Source organism: Sulfitobacter rhodophyticola (assembly GCF_041281685.2).
Classification (GTDB): domain Bacteria; phylum Pseudomonadota; class Alphaproteobacteria; order Rhodobacterales; family Rhodobacteraceae; genus Sulfitobacter.
Genome location: NZ_CP166251.2, coordinates 3862101 through 3883722, shown reverse-complemented (window position 1 = coordinate 3883722; position 21622 = coordinate 3862101). Strand labels below are relative to the sequence as shown.

Below are 21622 nucleotides of genomic sequence, written 5' to 3'. Positions count from 1 at the left end.
TTGCCCTGTAGGGGTCTTAACCTGCGGGGGGCCGTGGCGCAAAATGTATAACCTGTGGATAAGGCAGTTTTTCTTGCGCGCACCACATCTTGCGCCTATCGGAGGTGTTTAGTCAAGATTTTGAGGTTTGTCAGCGCTTTCTTGCGTCCTGCCATTCCTTGGGCGCACGCAGGAACTTTTCAACTTCCGCGAGGGTCGCGTCATTGAACGCACCTTGCGCCTTCGCTTCTGCCAGAACGTCCCACCAGGTGCACAGATGGTGCAGCGTAACGCCATGATCACCCAGCGTTTTTTCAGTCTCGGGAAAGATATCGTAGTAAAAGATCACCGCCGTATGCCCGCAGGTTGCCCCGGTTTCGCGGATCGCGTCCACGAAGCTGAGCTTGGAACCGCCGTCGGTGGTCAGATCCTCGACCAGAAGCACACGCTGTCCTTCGGTCATCACCCCTTCGATGCGGGCGTTGCGGCCGTATCCCTTGGGCTTTTTGCGCACGTAGGTCATGGGCAAGGCCATGCGTTCGGCCACCAGCGCGCCGAAGGGGATGCCTGCGGTCTCTCCGCCTGCGACGTTGTCAAAGGCTTCAAAGCCTGCGCGCCGCATGACGGTCACCGTCAGGAAATCCATCAGGGTGGCGCGGATGCGGGGATAGGAGATCAGCTTGCGACAGTCGATGTAGGTCGGGCTGGGCAGGCCGGAGGCGAGGGTGAAAGGGTCTTCCGCGTTGAAATGCACGGCTTCGATTTCCAGCAGCATGCGCGCGGTGAGGCGGGCCATTTCGGGGGCGTCGGGGTAGCTGGTGGGAATCATTGCGGGGGCGTCCTTTGTGGTGGGGCTGCACCAGAAGAGATTTCAGGCCTCTGGCAGGGTTTTTTGAACCATTTGGAAGATCAGGTGACGCGCCAGTGCAGCGGCATGTCCGGGTCGAAGATGGTCACGGGGCCATCCAGTGTGTCGATGTTGCGCGGGTATGAGGGGGCTTGGCGGGTCAGGGTGATTGTGTCTTCGTTCACGGGCAGGCCGTAGAATGCGGGACCATTGCGCGAGGTGAAGGCTTCGAGCTGTTCAAGCGCGCCTTCCTGTTCGAACACCTCCGCGAGAATGGACAGCGTGTTGGGCGCGGTGAAACAGCCCGCACAACCGCAGGCTTGCAGTTTGCCCGCGTCCGTGTGCGGGGCGCTGTCGGTGCCGAGGAAAAAGCGCGTGTCGCCGGAGGTGGCCGCGGCGCGCAGGGCGAGGCGGTGGCTTTCGCGTTTGGCGACGGGCAGGCAGTAATAGTGTGGTTTGACGCCGCCCGCGAGGATGTGGTTGCGGTTGATCACGAGGTGATGCGTGGTGATCGTGGCCGCAATATTGGTATCGTTGGCGTGGATGTAATCGACAGCGTTCGATGTGGTGATGTGTTCCATGACCACCCGAAGGTCGGGGTGTTGGCGGCGGATAGGGTCCAGCACCCGGTCGATGAAGACCGCTTCACGGTCAAAAATGTCGACATCTGCGTCGGTGACCTCGCCATGGGTGCAGAGCGGCAGGCCGATGGCGGCCATACGGTCGAACACGGGGGCAACTTTTTCGAAATTGGTGACACCGCTCGCGGAGTTCGTGGTGGCGCCCGCCGGGTAGAGTTTGACGGCGTGCACGAGGCCGGAGGCATGGGCGGCCTCCACATCATCGGGGTCGGTGTCTTCGGTCAGGTAGAGCGTCATCAGCGGGGTGAAAGCGGCCCCTTCGGGCAGGGCGGCGATGATGCGGGCGTGATAGGCTTGCGCATCTGAAAGTGTGACCACGGGTGGTACCAGGTTGGGCATGATGATCGCGCGGGCGAAGTGGGCCGCGGTATGGGGCAGCACGGCGCGCAGCATGTCGCCATCGCGCAGGTGCAGGTGCCAGTCATCGGGGCGGCGCAGGGTCAGTGTATCGGTCATGGCACGTGGGCTAGCACGGGCCGGGGGACGATACCAGAGGCGGCGGAATCAGGCGTGTTCGGCCAGGCGGGCCTCAATTTCGGCCAGTCGTTTGGTGAATTTCGGAGCATTCATCCGGGTGGTCACGTTCCGGCACAAACTGGCAGCCAGACGGTCCCGGCCTTCGGCTTCCAGAACGCTTAACAGTCCGCGCAGGTAGGTGTAGTGATCGCGCCGTGTGCGGTAGAGCCGGGCGAAGGTAAGGGGGGTCAGCCCTTCGTCGGCAACAGCCAGCAACAGGTTGGCCCATTCGTTCATTTCCAGCAGGTCGGTCTGCAGGGCATCGCCCATGAACCGCATGCGGTGCTTGGTGACATTGGACCGGGTAAAGAGTGCGGCATGCATCGCATCAAGCTGTTCGCGCGGATCATAGAGCACATGAGCCGAAGCCGCCGCATCCAGCATGTCAGGTGCATAGCCGTAGCGGGAGGTGAAATCCGCCGCGCGCATCGGCATGAAGCGTGGATCCCATTCGGTCATGCGCGGGTCGAGGGTTGCCTGTGGCTGGATCGCCACCACGTGCGCGCCCGGGGCGGTGACCGAAAAGGCCGCAGCCGCATAGGCGCAGGGGCCCGCGCCATAGAAGATCACGGTGTCGAATTCATCAAAGAAGCCATCGTCCACCAGCCGGTCAAAGAAGGCATAGACCGCTTCATCGCGGAACCACGTGTCCCCATCGCTGCCGACACATAAGTGGGACCAATGATGGGCCTTGAGCATCTCCCATCCCAGCGGCTGCGCGAGGTCGGACAGGGCGTGGATGCCCTGCATCGTCTCGAAGGTCACCAAAAGGGTGCTGGTGTCTTCGGCGAAGGCAGCGAAATGGTTGGGGCCGAGGGTTTGAAAGAACCCGTCTTCTTCCGCAACGCTGGCAACCGCGCTGAGCCATTTCGTCCGAGGCATATCGGCGAAAGACGTGTCAAGCGTCGGGGTCTGATCTTTCATCACTCGGTCCTCGGTCGATGTCGCCTGCTTCTGCGCGCCTGCTGACGCGGTATGAATAGTAATACATTACGGCAGGAATAGGGAGGGGATGGTGCATGTGCAGGTTATTTGCGGGCGACCTGGCGGCCCAGATTGGCGTGATGGGTCAGAAAGCGGGCGGCCTGAAGGGGCAGCGGCTGTGACGGTGGGGCCATCATCAACCTGCCGAACAGCGCGCGGAACGGTTCATCCTGCAGCAGTTCCAGAAACCGGTTCTTGCGCCATTCCACTGCGTTTTCATGGAGTTGCGCGAGCGTCTTGTCGGCTTTCAGCGTGGCGAGTTCAGCGTCGCGCCGCGGTGCGAGGGCAGCAATGGAGGTATCGGTTTCGGTGTTGAAATTCCGCTCCACCCAGTAATCGAGGCCGAGCGTATCACCGTCGTGCACCGCGCGCCCGCGGGCCGCCTTGAGCACATAGGATTCGGCAGCTCCAAGCGGATAGTGGTTCAACTGTGCCAAGCCATAGTTGTCGCGCCCATATGTCGAGAAAATGCGTGCCGTGCGGAATTGCGGGGGCAGGGCGCGACCATGGCCATCAAACCATTGCGACGCGGGCAGGTGTTCCTCCACCGGATCACGGGGGCGGTGGACGCCGGGTTTGCGGTAGGTCCCGTCGTTTGCATAAAGCGTCTTGAACATCGCAGCGCGCCAGGGCCAGTGCATGACGCGGGGTGCGCAGCGGGTGAAGGTATCCGTGACCGGACTGTCCTGATAGCGGCCCTGCCCGGATGACCCGAAGAGCCGCCATGTCAGCGTGATCGCCGTCGCCTCTGGCAGGGCGTCATGCAGGGCGGTGAGCGTGTGATCGCCTGCGTGGATGTTCACGAATTCATCGATGTCGAGCGGCAGGATCCAATCGGCTTGCTTGAGCACGGGATGCTTGGCGGCGGAATTCAGCGCGGTGAACTGGATGCCGCCCTTGGCGTAGGGTCCGTCGTTGCGCACGTGGGTCAGCCAGCCCATTTCGGCCAGGCGGTCCAGCATCGTATCGGTACCATCCTGGCAATCGTTTGAAAATACGAGGAAATCGTCAAATCCCACAGCGCGATGGTGGGCCAGCCATTCCAGCACGAAGGCCGCTTCGTTGCGCAGGCAGAGGATGGCGAGGTGGCGCATTCCTACCAATCGCTTCGCATGCAGATGACCTTACCCGCAGAGCCGCGATGGTAGTAGGCAAGGCCCGCATCCATCAACGCGCGGAAGACGGTGTTCATCGCGTCGCGGCTGCTGCGGTTCGGTGTGAAGGCGATGATCGCGGCGCGCAGGCCCTGAAGCGGAAGCTGCGGGATCAGCGTGGCTTCTTCGCCCTTCATGTTGCAATAAAGCACGGTCGGTCTGACCTCTTTGAAGACGCTGTTCGCGTTGTGCACGGGGATGCGGGTTTTGGGCAGGTCGGCCTCGTCCTCTTCCAGATGGAGTGAGGATAGCAGCAGATCGGGCCGCAGGTGGAAATCGACCTCTGCCTTGCGGGGGCCAAGGATGCCGTTGGTCACGGACATGTCGGTCAGCCCGTTGGCGGCATGTACCGTATGGATATAGGGGATCAGGTGCGGGTTGGGTTCATAGGAATGAACGGCGGCAACCTTGCGTTTCATGGCCATCAGCGTCGACATGAAGCCCAGACCCGCGCCCAGTTCCAGCACCACATCGCCGGGGCGGACGGTGCGCAGGGCGGCTTCTGCCTCGTTCGCTTCGAACACGCCGCGGCGCAGGCGGGCGCGGGTGCGCCCCTGGATGAAATCCGCGTGCTGTGGAAAGTTCATGCCGCGGGAGACGACGAAATAATTCGGGGGGATTGCGGTTTCGGTCGCCATGGTCAGCTTTCCATGTCGAGCGACAGCGCATAGGCCACGCGCTCCGTCTCGTTCAGTTTGACCTGCAGGGCCTGATCGTAAAGATCCTGGAATTCCGGCTGGCTGCGCAGTTCGGCGGCCTTGGCCTTGTGCCAGGCAAAGCCCGCGTCATGGGCGGCGCGCAAAGTGTCGTCGGCCATCAGGGCGTCATATTCGGCGCGCAGGCGGGGCAGGTTGCGTTTGATCGTGATGTCGCGGAAGTCGGACCAATCCATGCGGATCCAGTAGTTGATCCCGATGGAGCGGTCCACGTGCAATGCGCGCCCCCGCTGGCGCTTGATCAGGAAGGATTCAGCCGACCGCAGCGCATAGTGGTTCAGTTGCAGCAGGTCGTACCCGATTGTTTTCTTTGAAGATCGCCAGCCATTGTTGACTGCGTCCCGGGTCATGTCCTGGCCCGAGCCGTTCACCCATTTGACCTTCTTCCTGAAGCTGGGGTCAAGCTTGTTGGGGCGGTGGCAGCTGATCTTGGCGTAGGCGCCGATGTTTCGGAACATGGTCTTGAAACCCCAGACGGTGTGGGGTTTCGGGCAATAGGCGGGCGCGCAGGCGTCAAACTGGTCGATCACGAAATCGTCCTTCAATTCCGTCACGCCGTTGTGCCCGAACAGCCGCCATGTCATCGCGAAATTGGTGGCGTCGGGGACGGCCTTGAACAAATCCTCCAAAGTGCCGTTGCCGGTGCGGACGTTCATGAATTCGTCGACGTCGATGTGGATGATCCAATCGGCGTTTTTGATCAATGGCTCTTTGAGGGACTGGTTCAGCGCGTGTTGCTGGGGCGAATTGCCTTTCCAGTTGTCGTTGTTGCGATGCTGGAGGATGCCCATTTCCTGCAACCGGCCCAGCACCTCGTCCGTGCCGTCGCTGCAGTCGTTGGTGTAGATCAGGAAGTTGTCGACCCCCATCGCACGGTGATAGGCGACCCATTCCACGATATACGGCGCTTCGTTCTTCATGCAGCCGACGATGACATTGCCGGTGGCGCCTTTCTTGAGGGGGCGTTGTTTGATCGGTGTGTAAGCGGCGGCGAGTTGTTCCTCGTCCACCGCGCCAAGGTTGTTGTGCGGGCGGAACTGCGTGCCAAGCACCATCTGATGGTTGACCTTGACGCGTGTCAGCAATTGCTTCTTCCCCGCCTGTTCGTCCGGTTCAGCGGCCTCAGGGTCCAGCAGGGCGGTGAATTTCCGCGCGGCCGTCCTGGTTTCGGCCTCTTCCGCGAGGCGTTCGGCCAGCGGCGTCGACGCGCGGTTGATGCCAAAGGCGAAGGCAGCCAGATACTGGGTGGCGCGGTAACCCATCGTCGGGTCTGCCTCGACATAATCCGCGGTCTTGGCGGGACCTTGCAAGGCGTCGGCCAGCGCCGGGAACCGCTTAATCAACCTCTTGTTCTTGTTGGCGAAATGCGTGGTGATGGCGTGCAGGCTTCCTGGATCGATCGGGGGGGCGTCCACCCGGACATTCATGCGCAATTGTTGCCAGACATCCCGCGGGCAGATGATTTCACGTTTCTGCATGAAGCGGATCAGCACGTCGTTGAATTGGCGCACGCGGGTCAGGGCGGCGGCAGGCTCCGGCGCGGGGGCGCGTTCCGGGCGGGCCGGGTCCAGCGGGACATCAAGCACATCCGACAAAATGCCTGACCCCTCAATGCCATATAACCGATCCATATCAAGAGGATGCAAGGCGACCTTACCCTTGCCGAACGTCCCTTCCCACAATTTCTGCAAAGCGGAGAAGTCGAGCCAGGGGGGCGGATGCTGAATATCATCAAAAAGGCCGAAATAGGGGGCGTTTTCGCCGCGTTGGGCCAATGCGGACTTGCCCCAGTCCTTGCCCTTGGCCAGCGCCAGTTCCGCCTCCAGCCCTGTGCGGCGGCCTTCCATCACGGCATAGGCGTAGTGATCCAGTGCCATGCGCGCCTGCGCCTGCACGTGAAGTGCAATCCGGATGTCATCAAAGTGCGGCGCCAAAAGCGCGTGCAGTCGTTTCAATTCGGCCGGTGTGGTCAGGTAGGCACCCAACTGCGCGGCAGAGATCACCACGTGGTCGCCTGCCAGTTCCGGCATCTCCCGGCGCAGCTTGTTTTCAAATTCCGTGATCAGGGTTTCACCCACAAGCGGGCCATCCAGGCCACGCTTGTACCGCAGGACGCTGACCGCCTCCGGATCGGCGCAGGCGGCATAAAGGCGGACGTGGTTCCAATCAGGCGTGGTGATTCCATGGCGCTCTAACGCTTCCGCCTGTTCGGCAAAAAGCATGCGAAACCGGGCACATGCCCGTTCCACCGGGCCAATCAGCAAGGTGATGCGACGGGCCATGCTTCAGCCGTCCTGCCGCTGGGTGGCGAGCCATTCTTCGGTGGTATTGCTTTTGCCCCACCACGGCAGGTCAACCCCCAGAAAGCCCGAGATCTTCTCTGCCGCGGCAGGATCTTCGGGATCGACGGCCATAAAATGATCGCGGCCTTCGAAGATGCGGTCACAAAACGCGTAATGCGAGGTAATCCACCGCACGAGGTGATCCTTGTGATCCCCGTATGGCCGGGGCAGCCCCGGCACGTTGTTGCGCGGCAGGCGTTCCTTGGCCAGATTGTTCCATCGCATCATGCTGTTGGCGGTCTTTTCCGGATCGCGCCGCGACAGCAGGAACCGGACATTCGGATAAAGCCTTTCGATCGCGGTCAGCAGGCCCACATCCATCTGCGGCCAGAAACAGACGTTCTTGTTGACGGCGTTCATCTCCGTGATGGCATCAAATTCGCCGAAACGGTGCAGGGGATCACCGCTGTCGAAATAATCCTCGTACATCAGTTCGGCGACCAGACGGTCGTGCAGGTGCTCGCTGTCGGTCTCATGCCGCCGGATGCGCCAGTCGGCCACCTTCAGTCCTGCCTGACGCAGCGCATCGGCCAGCGTCGTGGTGCCGGATTTGGGCAGGGACAGTGAAATGATGGGTCGGCTCACGTGATCTCAAGCTCCTTGCGCAGGGCGTCTTCCACGGGCGGAAAGGGGGAGGCGGCGCGCAACTGGTCGCGCATCTGCCGATAACCCTCCTGCGCCAGCAGCGCGTCGCGTTTCGCACGGTGCAGTGCGACGGCCTCCTGATGTAGGTCGGCCACGCCGGGCATGGATTTCAGGCGATCCATTTCCGCCTTTAGTGGCTCCGCATATCGCAGGATCGACGGGTCATGGAACCCGCCATCGTTGCGTTCGCGCCAATAGCTGTCGTCGAAAGCCCGATGTTCGCGGTTCACATCGCCCCTGTCGTTCTTCACCAGATAGCTGTCCAGACTGCGCAGCGCATAATGATTGAGCGTGGCATGCCCGCGTGCATGGCGGGCGGGAAACGCCCGGATACGTCGCTTGTTGGCGCGCTTGCGGAACCGGGGCGGAACCGGGCGGCCCGATCCGTCCGTCCATTGGGGTGCCGGGTGTTTTTCCTCGTCGTGAAAGGGGCGGTGGGCCCCGTAATAGCTCAAGGGAAAGTCCCGCCGCACAAGGCTTTTCACTTCGATGGCAGTCTGATCGCACCAGATGTCGGGGTTATGGCTGTGCTGGAATTGTTCGATCACGGGCCGATCCTCAAAGGCCTCAACCCCGTTATTGGCAAAGAACTGAAACGTGACGGAGATCGCCTGCGGATCGCCGCAGGCCGCAATCAGCGCGGGGATCGTATGATCGCCCACGTGGATGTTCAGGAACTCGTCCACGTCCGCCACCCAGACCCAATCGGCCTGTTTCACGACCTTCTGCTTCTTGGCGTCTTTCAGGGCCTGCATCTGGTAATTGCGATTGGTCGCCGGGTTAGGCAGATGCGCAAGGATGCCATGGGTGGCCAACTGATCCAGAAGGCGGTCAGTGGCATCGGTGCAATCGTTGGAATAGAACAGGAAATCGGTCACCCCGATCACCCGCTGGAAGGCAATCCATTCCAGCAGGAAAGGCCCTTCGTTCTTGACGCATGTGACGGCCGTGATACGCATGTCAGCCGGTCCTGCGGGGGCAGTGGTCTGGGTTGTGCTGTCTCATGTCCGCCTCTGGGTCGGGTACGCAGGCGCCCCGGTCCTCATGTTTGTGCCAAAGGTATGCCATCGGGGCCGAATCACGTCAACATTCCGGCGGCCATGGTCAGGGCGCGTGGTAAATTGGCACTGGCGCGGCCCTTGACCCCGCAAGGCCAAGATGCACCTTGGGGCAAAGAGAGGAAGAACCTACATGAACAAGCCAACCTCGATCGACGCCGTGCAGGAGATGCTGGGCGCCCAGGGCTATATTTGCGGCCGTGCCCTTGGCACGGTGGTGTACCTGAGCCTGACACTGGGCCGACCGCTGTTTCTGGAAGGGGAGGCAGGCGTCGGCAAGACCGAGATCGCCAAGGCGCTTGCCGCATCGCTGGGCCGCAGGCTGATCCGTTTGCAATGCTACGAGGGGCTGGATGCGTCTTCGGCGGTGTATGAATGGAATTTTCCGGCCCAGATGGTGGCGATCCGCACGGCCGAAGCCACCGGCGGAGCGGACCGCGATGCCCTGACAACGGAGCTGTTCAGCGATGAATTCCTGATCGAACGGCCGCTGCTCGAAGCGATGCGACCCGATGAAAACGGCGCGCCGATCCTTCTGATTGACGAATTGGACCGCACAGATGCGCCGTTTGAGGCGTTCCTGCTTGAAGCGCTCAGCGACTTTCAGGTGACCATCCCCGAAATGGGGACGATCAAGGCGCCTGAGCCGCCCATCGTGATCCTGACGTCAAACCGCACACGCGAAGTGCATGACGCGCTCAAGCGACGGTGCCTGTATCACTGGGTCGATTACCCCGATTTCGACCGGGAAATGGAAATCCTTGCCGCCCGCGCACCCGAAGCTTCCGAAAACCTCAGCCGCGAAGTCGTGGCCTTCGTGCAGCATTTGCGCACGGAGGATCTTTTCAAGAAGCCCGGGGTCGCCGAAACCATCGACTGGGCCAAATGCCTGCTGGCACTGGATGTCATCACCCTGAGCCCGGAGGTCATTGCCGATACCCTTGGCGCGATCCTGAAATATCAGGACGACATCGCCAAACTGCATGGATCGGAAGCCAAACGCATCCTCGATCAGGCCAAGGCATCGCTGGAGCTCGCATGATCCTTCCAAATGGTTCAAAAAACCTGGGAGGTCTGGAGGGTAAAACCCTCCAGTCAGGCATCCTTGCCTGAATATGTCCCTCTCGAATTACCTGATGACCCGAAACTGGCGGGCAACATCACCCACTTCGCGCGTGCCCTGCGTCGGGCGGGCCTGCCGATCGGGCCGGGCCGGGTGATCGATGCGATCCGCGCGGTCGAAGTGGCCGGTTTCACCGACAAACGTGATTTCTATTGGACGCTGCATGCGTGCTTCGTGAACAAACCCGAACACCGTCGCGTCTTTGCACAGCTTTTCCGGCTCTACTGGCGCGATCCGCGGTACATGGAACATATGATGGCGGCGATGCTGCCCGCCATCCGGGGTGTGCAGGAAGAACGCACCGCACAGGCGGCAGAGAAACGCGCGGCGGAAGCCTTGCTGGATGGGGCGGAGGCGCCGCACCGGGATGAAGAGGCGCAAGGCTCTGATGAGGAAACGCTGGTGGAGATCGACGCCAGCCTGACCATGTCGTCGCAGGAGCGCCTGCGCACCCTCGATTTCGAACAGATGAGCCTTGCGGAAATGGCGGAGGCCAAGCGGATGCTGGCGCGGTTATCCTTGCCGGTGAAACCCTTGCCCTCAAGGCGGGCGCAATCGGCACATCTGGGGCGGATTGATGCGATGCGCACCTTGCGAAACGCGCTCCGCCGCGGCGGAGAGATGCATGACCTTGCGCTGAAAACCCCACGCCCACGCTATCCCAACCTCGTTGTGCTCTGCGATATTTCCGGCTCCATGAGCCAGTATTCCCGGATCATCCTGCATTTCCTGCATGCGGTCAGCAATGCGAAGGGGGCGGGTTGGGCCAAGGTGCATGCGTTCACCTTCGGCACCCGATTGACCAATATCACCCGCCATCTGGCCACGCGGGATGTGGATGCCGCGCTGGCCGCCGCCGGGGCAGAGGCGCAGGATTGGGAAGGTGGCACGCGGATCGGTGCCTGTCTTGAGGCCTTCAACCGGGACTGGTCACGTCGCGTGATGGGTCAGGGCGCGGTAGTGCTTTTGATCACGGACGGACTGGACCGGGACGATCCGGACGCATTGGCGCGTCAGACCCAGCGGCTTGCCCTGACGGCGCGCCGGTTGATCTGGTTGAACCCCTTGTTGCGATGGGATGGGTTCGCGCCGAAGGCTGCGGGCATTCGCGCGATGCTGCCGCATGTGGACAGCTTCCGCGCAGGCCATTCCATCGCGTCGCTGGAGGCGCTGGCGGAGGTGATATCGAGGCCCGATGACATGGGCGAGAAGGGCCGGCTGTTGGCGGCGCTGGAGGGCGCGTGATCTGATTGAGCGCTGGCGCGCACGATAGTCTTGATTCTGGCTTCGGGATCCACCAAAACCAAAGGATCCCGGAGCCGCCCTTGCATGATCATCGGTCTGGCACCCGGAGTTCTGCCCCGCAAGCAAAATAGCCGTCTCCCGCAAGCGGGTCCCTCGGCGATTTTGCTTGCGTGCCAGCCCTCCGCGCGCCTGCCCATGCTCAAGCAACGGCGGCTCCGAAACCAAAGGTTCAGGCGAAAGTATCCGCAAACGCGCTGCGGTAGATCTGCGACAGGTCTGAAAGCCGCGCGGAGGTGGCGCCGAAGGTGACATCCTGCCCGCCGAATTTGCCGACCGTGGTCAGCGGCACACCCGCTTGACCCGCAGCGATCATCAGCGCCTCGGCCTGATCGAAGTTGCAGGCGATCAGATACCGACCCTGGTCTTCGCCAAAAAGCTGCGCGGTGTCGTCTGTGTCGAGGGTGACGCCGACGCCTGCGGCTTCTGCCAATTCGAACGCGGCCAGCGCGAGGCCCCCATCGCTGAGGTCGGTGCAGGCCTTGATCATCTCGCGGTTGGCGCGGATGAAATCGCCGTGGGCCTTTTCCCGCGTCAGATCGACCGGCGGGGCGTCGCCTTCGACGCGCCCGTGCACGGCGGCGAGGAGGGCGGACTGGCCGAGATGGCCGATGGTCTCACCCAGCAAGAGCGCCACATGGCCTTCGCGGACCTCATGTCCGATGATGTGATCGGGGTGATCGATGAGACCCACCGCGCCGATTGTCGGCGTGGGCAGGATCGCGGCACCGTCGGTTTCATTGTAGAGCGACACGTTGCCGGAAACGATGGGCATGTCGAGCGCGGCGACGGCCTGGCCGATGCCTTTGATCGCGCCGACGAACTGACCCATGATTTCGGGTTTCTCCGGATTGCCGAAGTTCATGTTGTCTGTAGTGGCCAGTGGGGTTGCCCCAACGGCAGTGAGATTGCGATAGGCTTCGGCAACGGCCTGTTTGCCGCCTTCGAGGGGGTTGGCTTTGACATAGCGCGGGGTCACGTCAGAGGTGAAGGCGATGGACTTGTCGGTGCCGTGGATGCGGATGATGCCCGCGCCAATGCCGGGGGTGCGCGCGCTGTCGGCCATCACCATGGTGTCATATTGTTCGAAGACCCAGTTTTTCGCGGCGTAGTTCGGATCGGAGATTAGCGCCCTGAGGCCGTCGATGGGATCGACACCGGCGACATCGCCCAAGGGGTCGGCGCGCGGTGTTTCGACCCATGGTCGGTCATATTCCGGCGCTGTGGACGCCAGTTTGCTCAGCGGAAGATCGGCTTTGACGTCGCCGTTCAGGGTGATGAGAAAGCGGTCTTCGGCGATGGTTTCGCCGACAATCGCGAAATCGAGATCCCATTTTTCGAAGACCGCGCGCGCTTCGGCCTCAAGTTCCGGCTTGAGCACCATCAGCATGCGTTCCTGAGATTCCGACAGCATCATTTCATAGGCGGTCATGTTCTCTTCCCGCTGGGGGACGGCCTCCAGATTGAGCTTCACGCCCAAACCACCTTTATCGCCCATCTCCACGGCGGAGCAGGTAAGGCCCGCAGCCCCCATATCCTGGATGGAGATCACTGCCCCCGTGGCCATCAGTTCCAGCGTTGCTTCCATCAGGCGCTTTTCGGTAAAGGGGTCACCGACCTGGACGGTAGGGCGTTTTTCCTCGATCGTATCGTCGAATTCGGCGCTGGCCATGGTTGCCCCGCCGACGCCGTCGCGACCTGTCTTCGCACCCAGGTAGACAACCGGCATGCCCACGCCGGAAGCGGCGGAGTAGAAAATCCTGTCGGCGTCTGCCAGACCTGCCGCGAAGGCGTTCACGAGGCAATTGCCATCGTAGGCGCTGTCGAAGCGGACTTCGCCGCCCGCGCAGGGCACGCCGAAGCAATTGCCGTAACCGCCGATGCCCGCCACCACGCCGTGCACCAATTGGCGCGTCTTGGGATGATCGGGCCGCCCGAAGCTGAGGGAGTTCATGGAGGCGATGGGCCGCGCGCCCATGGTGAAGACATCGCGCAGGATGCCACCCACGCCCGTCGCGGCACCCTGGTAGGGTTCGATGTAGGAGGGATGGTTGTGGCTTTCCATCTTGAAGACCAACGCCTGCCCATCGCCGATATCAACGACGCCCGCGTTTTCACCGGGGCCACAGATCACCTGGGGCCCGGTCGTGGGCAGGGTGCGCAGCCATTTCTTTGAAGACTTGTACGAACAATGCTCGTTCCACATGGCGGAAAATATGCCCATTTCCGTATAATTGGGATCACGGTTCAGGATGCGCTTGACCTCGGCGTATTCCTCCAGGGTGAAGCCATGGGCCGCAATCAGGTCATCGGTGATGGCAGGTTCTGTCATGATGGCTGCGGCCCCCTCAAGCTTTATCGCCCGTCTCTTAGTGGATGGGGCTGCAAGGGGGAAGGTGCCACGCACAAAAAAGACGGCCCCGTCGGGGGGCCGCCCTTATGTTGGTTGATCCCGGGCCATTGGTATCCCGGATCATCCAATTTGTGGTTACATGATGTTGACGTTGACGGTCCGCACTTCGCGGGCTGTCGACGTGCTTGCAGCGAGATACAGATCGTCTGCGGTTTCATCGATGATGATCTGGTTGCCGCTCAACTTCACGCTTTCGGGCAGCAGGGTCAGAATCAGGTTTTCCGCGTCGAACCTGGTATCTTCCAGAAGCGCGATGGAAAGCTCCGGATTGCCCTGTGCGTCAAAGTCGATCGCTGTCACCTTACCCAAGAGCATGCCATCGGAGGTGGCAAAGTCACCGCCCACTGCGGTCATCAGCGCCATATACTCTTCTTCCGGCATGGTCATGCGTGTCGGGTCGTATTCCGCGATCCCCACACCGAAACGGGTGCCGAGCTGCTCCTTGTCGCTGTTGGTGAGGGAGCCCACGTCTGTCTTTGTGCCATAGTCAGTAATGGCGGGGCTGTTGCCGGGCAGTTCGGATTCGATGCTGCCGTCGGCATGCGCCAGCGGCGCGGCGACGAGGGCTGCAATGGTGGATGTGGTCATCAGAATCTTGCGTGTCATGATCGTTACTCCAATCGTTCGGGTACATTAATTCCGCAGTGATGCGGTGCTCGGATACCCAACGGCGCCACGCGGATATGGTTCCAGACCAATTTTCGGGATCTCAACAAAACTGGAGTTAAATTGCTGTTTCAACAGCCTTTAATGGATCAACTTCTTTCTCAAGAGGCGCTTCGCACTTTAGGGGTAACGGGCTTACCGGTCGTCCTTGGCAGTGTCCTCAAGCTGTGTCTGGGCGGCCTGCGTGGCGGCGGCGGAAATCGCGGCCGTGTCTTCCGGTGTCAGGTCGTGCGCCGTTTCCATGGAGGGCAAGGCGACACGCACTTCGCGGCGGGCGAACTCCAGGCCGTTTTCCTCGAACGCCGCATTGACGCGGTTGAAGATTTCCTTGCGGATCATGAACTGCGTGCCGGGTTTGCACATGAACTTGCCCCGGATCACCATGCCTACATCGTCAACCTCCAGCACCCCTTGGGACTTGAAGGGCTGCAGGAAGTCGTCCTTGAATTCCTCCATTTCCAGCATTTCCTGCCCGATGCGTTTGAAGATTTTCTTGACCTTGTTGGGGTCCGTCCCGAATGGAACGGTAAAGCGTAGTTTCATGATCACCCAGTCGCGGGAGAAATTCGTGATCTTGGGGATCTCGCCGTAGGGAATGGTGTGAACCGGGCCTTTGTGGTGGCGCAATTGCATGGAGCGGATGGAGATCTTCTCGACCGTGCCCATTGTACCCTCGACTTCGACGTATTCGCCGGTGCGAAAGGCGTCATCAATCAGGAAGAACACGCCAGAGACGACGTCAGTGACCAGTTTCTGCGCGCCAAAGCCGATGGCCAGACCGACGATGGAGGCACCAGCCAGCAGTGGGGTCGTGTCCACGCCGATGTTGCTGAGCCCCAGAAGAAGGAACAGCACAACGATAAAGCTGCGCGCGACCAGCAAGATCAGCGGCAGCACCGTGGACAGGCGCGAGCCGCCCGCGCCGCCGCCGTCACCCCCCACATCCGCCGTGTCGGGGTCAATGCCGCTGGCCGTCATTTCTGCTGCGAGCTTTCTGTTGATCAGCAGGGAAACGGCTTCATACAGCAGATACCCGATGGACATGATGATCAGGAATTCAATGATTGAGGCTGCAAAGCGCGCGCCGACACCTGCCGTTGCAATTGCCGTCGCGCTCATCCCCCAGAATTCCGCGATCGACAGCACCACAACAGCAAAGATTACTACGCGGCCAATGCGGATATAGGCGCGTTTGGTGGCATAGTAGGCGCGTTCAGCAACGGGGCCTTCGCCCGTCATGGCGGGGGTCAGGTGCCGGACCAGCCCACGGATGGCGGTGTCCATCGCAGGGGCGAACATCAGCAGGATCATGGTCTTGTAATGCGGCGCGCTGGCAAGGAGTTCGAAGTTGCCATAGCTGACCACGATGTTGATCACCCACCAGACCGCGACGAAAATGAAGATGTTCGCATAGGGGTAGGAACGCGCAACGAAATCCTCCGCCGGGGTCACATCCGGGTCCGATCCGCGCATCATCGCGGCACCGTCCGACCTGTAGCGCCAGAAAATGACGATAAGATATATATGCAGTGCAAGGTTGAGCCAGAACCCAAGGCGGGTTTCGCCGGGAGGGACGCCGTTGTTTGCGTTAAAGATCGTGATCGCGCCGGAAAAGCCAATCAGGGAGGCGATCCAGAACTGGTGAAAACAAAAGGCCCGCGCCGCGCGGGTATTGACACTGAGCAGGCGGTATTCCGGGTTCATCGGCGCAAAGAAGAAGAACGCAATCGCCAGCATGAAACGCGGAAAACCGATCAGATAGATGCCCACCATTTGCACGACAGGGAAAAACGTCTCCGGCAGGATTGCCTTGCCGAAGGTGCGCGCGGTCAGAACAAAGACGACCACCGCCACCACTTGCGTGGTCAGACGCTGGACGAGCAGTTGAATGGTCTCGCGCAGGGTTATGTTCTCTGGGTCTGCGGGCGGCAGAATGCGCCAGTCACGGGTCAATCGGCGAAAGATCAACTCCGCCACCGCAGCCACACCAAAAACGACAATCATATAACCAAGCAGACTGAGAAGGCCCGTCGCCCCGCCGACACTCGCAAAGAAGTTCGAAAATGCTCGACCTTGTTCGCTAAAGAGCAACGGCAGCCTTTCGATGGGCACTGTGATGGATTGGGTCGCACCGGTAGTGGCATGATAGACGAAGTCGTTTACCGCCGTCTCATCATTCACAAGGGTCGCCGCCGCCTGTGCGTTGAGCTGCTGAAGCAGCAACGCGCGCACATCTGCGTCCGACAGGCGCGACAGCAGGGCATTCGCGGTCTCCGGCGTCAACGGATCGGGCAGCGTGACGGGGGCTTGTTCAGTATCGGACGGGGCCAGTAACTGCGTCTGGGAGGCCGCAGGGTGTGCCAGAAACGAGGCAAACAGCACACACAGCACAAGTGCGAAAAACGTCATGCATCTCAGGCGCAGCATATGGGGCCACCTTACTTACTTATTTGCCCCAAGAGATGCGGAAATCCCCACAATTACAAGAAATGGATGGCATGCGGCAGGATCCCCGCCTGCGTCGCGCCAAAAAAAAGGCCGAGCATTACGCTCGGCCAAGTCCAACAGGGAGGTATGAAGCGGCGCACCCGAAGGGCTGCCGTTTTCATAAAGCTAAATTAGGTGGCAGGGCTGCCTCCTTCAAGGCAGATGCGCATTTCTTGGGGCAAACCCGCTATGCGCTTTTTGCATACCTTATCAAGATTGTCTTTGTTTCAACGTCTTGCGGTACGCAATGATCTCGTCCTGAACAAAGTCGCGAAACGCGGCGACACGCTTTGATTGCCGCAGTTCCTCTGGATAAGCCAGAAACACGGGAACCTCGGCCGACTCGGTTTCAGGAAGAACCTGAACAAGATCGGAAAACTCTTCCACCAGGTAGTCGGGCAGGACTCCGATGCCAAGGTGGTGCAGCACCCCTTGAAGCACGCCGAAGTAGTTGTTGACCGTCAGCATGGAGCGGACGTCATTCACCAGCAGGGTCTGGATCAGGTTCAGACCCGCGCCCACCTGATCGCTGTCGGTGTTCTGGCAGATCAGACGGTGTTCGCTCAGGTCCTCGACCGAGGCGGGCGTGCCATTTGCATTCAGGTATTCCTGAGTGGCGTAAAGGCACATGCGCACGGTCATCAGGCGTTTGCGGATCAGATCGGCCTGGCTGGGTTCCTTGAACCGGATGGCGACATCCGCTTCGCGCATGGGCAAGTCCAGAACCCGTTCTTCCAGCATCAGATCGACCTTCAAGTCGGGATACTGGTCATAGAGCTTGGACAGGCGCGGTGCCAGCCAAAGGGTGCCAAAGCCCGTCGTGGTCGTCACGCGGAGTTCGCCGAACACTTCTTCCTCGCTGTCGCGGATGCGGGCGGCGGCGGCGTCAAGGCGCTTGGTCATGGCTGACGTCGCATCAAACAGCAACTCACCCTGTTCCGTCAGGATCAGCCCCCGGGCATGCCGGTGGAACAGGTTCGTGTTCAACTGTTCTTCCAGCCCGCGTATCTGGCGGGAGACCGCCGATTGCGACAGGTTCAGTTTGTCGCCGGCATGTGTGAGCGACCCCGCATCGGCCACCGCATGAAAAATGCGCAGCTTGTCCCAATCCATGTCAGGTCCTCCAACTTGGGGGACTCCTATCTTATATTGAAGATGAGAACAGGGGGCGGCGTTCGATTTATCGGATCCGTCCGACGAAAAGTCGCTATACAGGTCAGTAATTGTGACCTATAATGGCGGAAAATCCGGCGACGCCACGTGACCGAGGAGGGTCATCATGACCACGCAGAAGATTTCACTGAACGACCGTTTCGATGTTGAGAAATCTCCGGTGCTGCTGAACGGCACCCAGGCTTTGGTGCGGTTGATGTTGATGCAATTCGCAAGGGACACCGCCGCGGGGCTGAACACGGCCGGACTTGTGACCGGTTATCGTGGCAGCCCGCTGGGTGCGGTCGATCTGCAAATGATGCGTGCGGAAAAGCAACTGACACAAAGCAACATCCTCTTTCAGCCTGGCCTGAACGAAGATCTTGCCGCAACGGCGCTTTGGGGCAGTCAGCAAGCCGAACTGCGCGGCGAGGGCAAGTATGACGGGGTGTTCGGCCTGTGGTACGGCAAGGGACCGGGTGTGGACCGGTCATGCGATGTCATGCGCCATGCCAATATGGCAGGGACCTCCGCCAACGGGGGTGTGTTGATGGCGATGGGCGATGATCACACCGGTGAATCATCTACCGTGTTGCACCAGTCCGAATTCGCGATGGTGGATACCTACATGCCGGTCGTCTCTCCGGCAGGGGTGCAGGAGATACTGGATTACGGCCTTTATGGGTGGGCGATGTCGCGGTATTCCGGGCTTTGGGTCGGCCTCAAGACCATGAAGGACACGGTTGAGGTGACATCCGTTGTCAATGGCGATCCGCACCGGCTGCAATTCGTGACACCAGATTTCCCCATGCCAAAGGACGGATTGAACATCCGGCTGGTGGACGAACGCATCGCACAGGAAGCACGCCTGATCGATCACAAGCGCCACGCCGCCGAAGCGTTCAGCCATGCCAACAAGATGGACAAGCGCATGTGGGGCAAGCCCGGTGCGAAGATCGGCCTGGTTGCGGCGGGCAAGAACTGGCTTGATCTGGTCCATGCGCTGAGCCTGCTCAATATCGATGAGAACGAGGCCGAGCGGCTGGGTATCTCCACCTACAAGGTCGGTCAGACATGGCCGCTGGACATGAAGGGCTTCCACGACTGGGCCGAAGGTCTGGACCTGATCGTGGTGGTTGAGGAAAAGCGCAAGCTGATCGAGGTGCAGATCAAGGAAGCCATCTTTGATGACCGGCGCGGGCGGCGCGTCTACGGCGGCACCAGAAACGGCAAGGAGTTCTTTTCCGCGCGCTGGGCACTTGATCCGATTGATATTGCACAGAAACTTGGTGACGTCCTGTGCGAAGAGGGGCGCGAAACGGACGGGATCAAGGCCGGGCTGGCAAAGCTGGATGAAGCGCGCCGGGCCGACAATGCCGAAGACCTTGCCGCGCGCTTGCCCTATTTCTGTTCGGGCTGTCCGCACAATACATCCACCAAGGTGCCTGAGGGCAGCCGCGCCTATGCGGGCATCGGTTGTCACTTCATGGCGCAGTGGATGGACCGCGAAACGCTGGGCTATACCCACATGGGCGGCGAAGGGGCCAACTGGATCGGGGAGGCGCCGTTTTCCAACACGCCGCATGTCTTCCAGAACCTTGGTGACGGCACCTACAACCACTCCGGCGTGCAGGCCATCCGCGCGGCTTTGGCGGCGGGAACCAATATCACCTACAAGATCCTTTTCAACGATGCGGTCGCCATGACCGGCGGGCAGCATAACGAAGGCGATCTGGACGCGCCGCGCATCGTGGCAGAGTTGAAAGCGATGGGGGTCAAGACCCTTGCCGTGGTCTATGATGAGAAGGAAGACGTCGATTTCAGCGCTTTCAAAGGGGTGGAGACCTTTGAACGGGCGGAATTGATGAACGTGCAAAGGCGTTTTGCCGCCACCGAAGGTGTCAGCGCGATCGTCTATATTCAGACCTGTGCGGCCGAAAAGCGCCGCCGCCGCAAGCGGGGCTTGTTCCCGGACCCGGACAAGCGTGTGTTCATCAATACCGATGTCTGCGAAGGCTGCGGCGATTGCGGGGTGCAGTCGAATTGCGTGTCCATCGTGCCGAAAGAGACGGAACTGGGACGCAAACGCGCGATTGACCAATCGTCCTGCAACAAGGATTTCTCCTGCGTGAAAGGGTTCTGCCCGTCTTTCGTGACCATTGAAGGCGCAAAAATCCGCAAGGAGCCGACGACGGAAGTCACCATCCCTGATCTGCCTTTGCCCGATCTCCCAACGATCAATGGCACCTATAACGTGGTGATCACCGGGGTGGGCGGCACGGGTGTCGTGACCATCGGGGCGGTGCTGGCGCAGGCGGCGCAGATTGACGGCAAGGGTGCCGGCATGATGGAAATGGCCGGTCTGGCGCAAAAGGGCGGTGCGGTGAACATCCATTGCCGCCTGGCGGAACGGCCTGAAGACATCAGTGCCATTCGCGTGGCTACAGGCGAATGCGACGCGCTGATTGGCGGGGATCTGGTAACCTCGGCGGGGAACAAGACGCTGGGGCTGACCGCTGCCGGGCGTACTGGGGCGGTGGTGAACGCGCATCAGATCATCACGGGCGATTTCACCCGTGATACCGAATTCCAGATGCCGTACGACCGGATGGAACTGGCCTTGCAGGCACGTCTGAAAGACGATGTGGCGCTGTTTGATGCCTCCGATCTGGCCAAGGCAACACTGGGGGATTCGATCTATTCCAACATGATGATCTTTGGTGGCGCGTGGCAGCGCGGGCTGATCCCGCTGACGCTGGAGGCCGTTCAGGACGCCATCCGCCTGAACGGTGCCGCGGTGGAGCGGAACCTCAAGGCGTTTGAGCTGGGGCGCTGGGCGGTTCTGTTCCCTGCAGAGGCAGAAGCGGTGCTGACGCCGAATGTCGTACACCTGCCCAAAACGCTTGATGAAAAAATCGCCTTCCGCAAGGATCATCTGGTGGCCTATCAGGGCAAGCGTCTGGCAAAACGCTATGGCAGGATGCTGGAACGGATCACGGATGCCGATGTGCGCTCGGCGGTGGCCGAAGGATATCACAAGCTATTGACCTATAAGGACGAATACGAAGTTGCGCGTCTGCTGTTGAGCAGCCGGGAAAAGGCGCAGGCGGAATTCGAGGGCGATCTGAAGCTGACCTTCAACCTGGCGCCCCCGATGCTGTCGAAGAAAGGCCCCGATGGTCGGCCAATGAAGCGGGAATTCGGCGCATGGCTGGAACGGCCCCTGCGCCTGATGGCGCGCCTCAAGGGGCTGCGCGGCACGCCGCTGGATGTCTTCGGCTACACGGCGGAACGCAAGATGGAACGTGCGCTGATCAGGCAGTATGAGGCGGACATGAAAGCGGTGCTGCCCAAGCTGACAGATGCAACGCACGACGCGATCGTGGCCCTTGCGCGGTTGCCGTTGGACATTCGTGGGTTCGGCCCCGTCAAGCAGGCCAACGAGGCCAAGGCCGCCAAGCGCCGCGAAGAATTGCTCAGCGTCATCCATGCAGGCGGGCCACAGGTGGCAAAGGCCGCGGAGTGATGGTTCACGTAAGTGTTGCAATGATGCGGTAATTTGCGGCACCAAAAGACAGGCGCACAGCAAAAAGACGA

Annotated in this window: 15 protein-coding genes; 3 read left to right on the top strand and 12 right to left on the bottom strand. The window is 60.7% G+C overall.

Annotation, left to right across the window (positions count from 1 at the left end):
• Positions 1 to 130 precede the first annotated feature (130 nt).
• The 8 genes from AB4X18_RS20115 to AB4X18_RS20080 form a co-directional block, all read right to left on the bottom strand.
• Positions 131 to 808, bottom strand: coding sequence for an orotate phosphoribosyltransferase (locus tag AB4X18_RS20115; RefSeq protein ID WP_370401735.1), 678 nt, complete (start codon positions 806 to 808; stop codon positions 131 to 133).
• 80 nt (positions 809 to 888) lie between these two features.
• On the bottom strand, positions 889 to 1923 hold the full coding sequence (pyrC, locus tag AB4X18_RS20110) for a dihydroorotase (protein WP_370401734.1): 1035 nt from the start codon (positions 1921 to 1923) through the stop codon (positions 889 to 891).
• Positions 1924 to 1971: 48 nt separating this feature from the next.
• Positions 1972 to 2907: a phosphoadenosine phosphosulfate reductase gene (locus tag AB4X18_RS20105; protein ID WP_432816960.1), complete on the bottom strand. Its 936-nt coding sequence runs from the start codon at positions 2905 to 2907 to the stop codon at positions 1972 to 1974.
• A 104-nt stretch (positions 2908 to 3011) separates the two neighbouring features.
• Positions 3012 to 4061, bottom strand: a complete 1050-nt coding sequence (locus tag AB4X18_RS20100) for a glycosyltransferase family 2 protein (RefSeq protein ID WP_370401733.1) — start codon at positions 4059 to 4061, stop codon at positions 3012 to 3014.
• Positions 4062 to 4063: 2 nt separating this feature from the next.
• Complete coding sequence (locus tag AB4X18_RS20095) at positions 4064 to 4759, bottom strand: FkbM family methyltransferase (RefSeq protein WP_370401732.1); 696 nt, start codon at positions 4757 to 4759, stop codon at positions 4064 to 4066.
• Positions 4760 to 4761: 2 nt separating this feature from the next.
• Entirely contained in the window at positions 4762 to 7119 is a 2358-nt protein-coding gene (locus AB4X18_RS20090) for a glycosyltransferase family 2 protein (RefSeq protein ID WP_432816959.1), read from the bottom strand.
• 3 nt (positions 7120 to 7122) lie between these two features.
• Positions 7123 to 7764, bottom strand: a complete 642-nt coding sequence (locus AB4X18_RS20085; protein WP_370401729.1) for a sulfotransferase — start codon at positions 7762 to 7764, stop codon at positions 7123 to 7125.
• Entirely contained in the window at positions 7761 to 8783 is a 1023-nt protein-coding gene (locus tag AB4X18_RS20080; protein WP_370401728.1) for a glycosyltransferase family 2 protein, read from the bottom strand. Before AB4X18_RS20080 ends, AB4X18_RS20085 begins: the two co-directional genes overlap by 4 nt.
• A gap of 232 nt (positions 8784 to 9015) precedes the next feature.
• On the opposite strand from AB4X18_RS20080, the gene AB4X18_RS20075 reads away from it, so the two are divergent.
• Positions 9016 to 9924, top strand: coding sequence for an AAA family ATPase (locus AB4X18_RS20075; protein ID WP_370401727.1), 909 nt, complete (start codon positions 9016 to 9018; stop codon positions 9922 to 9924).
• Between the two features lie 63 nt (positions 9925 to 9987).
• Positions 9988 to 11250, top strand: coding sequence for a vWA domain-containing protein (locus AB4X18_RS20070; RefSeq protein ID WP_370401726.1), 1263 nt, complete (start codon positions 9988 to 9990; stop codon positions 11248 to 11250).
• 229 nt (positions 11251 to 11479) lie between these two features.
• Here the strand turns inward: AB4X18_RS20070 and purL are convergent, their stop codons facing one another.
• From purL to AB4X18_RS20050, 4 genes are all read right to left on the bottom strand, one after another.
• Positions 11480 to 13639, bottom strand: coding sequence for a phosphoribosylformylglycinamidine synthase subunit PurL (purL, locus tag AB4X18_RS20065; RefSeq protein WP_432816958.1), 2160 nt, complete (start codon positions 13637 to 13639; stop codon positions 11480 to 11482).
• Positions 13640 to 13795: 156 nt separating this feature from the next.
• Complete coding sequence (locus tag AB4X18_RS20060) at positions 13796 to 14326, bottom strand: hypothetical protein (RefSeq protein WP_370401724.1); 531 nt, start codon at positions 14324 to 14326, stop codon at positions 13796 to 13798.
• Positions 14327 to 14521: 195 nt separating this feature from the next.
• Positions 14522 to 16813, bottom strand: a complete 2292-nt coding sequence (locus AB4X18_RS20055) for a mechanosensitive ion channel family protein (RefSeq protein WP_370401723.1) — start codon at positions 16811 to 16813, stop codon at positions 14522 to 14524.
• Between the two features lie 270 nt (positions 16814 to 17083).
• A complete protein-coding gene (locus tag AB4X18_RS20050) occupies positions 17084 to 17986 on the bottom strand; it encodes a LysR family transcriptional regulator (protein ID WP_370401722.1) in 903 nt (300 codons plus the stop codon).
• Between the two features lie 166 nt (positions 17987 to 18152).
• Between AB4X18_RS20050 and AB4X18_RS20045 the strand changes: the two genes are divergently transcribed.
• Positions 18153 to 21551 (top strand): indolepyruvate ferredoxin oxidoreductase family protein, encoded by a 3399-nt coding sequence (locus tag AB4X18_RS20045; RefSeq protein ID WP_432816957.1) that lies wholly within the window; start codon positions 18153 to 18155, stop codon positions 21549 to 21551.
• Positions 21552 to 21622: the final 71 nt, after the last annotated feature.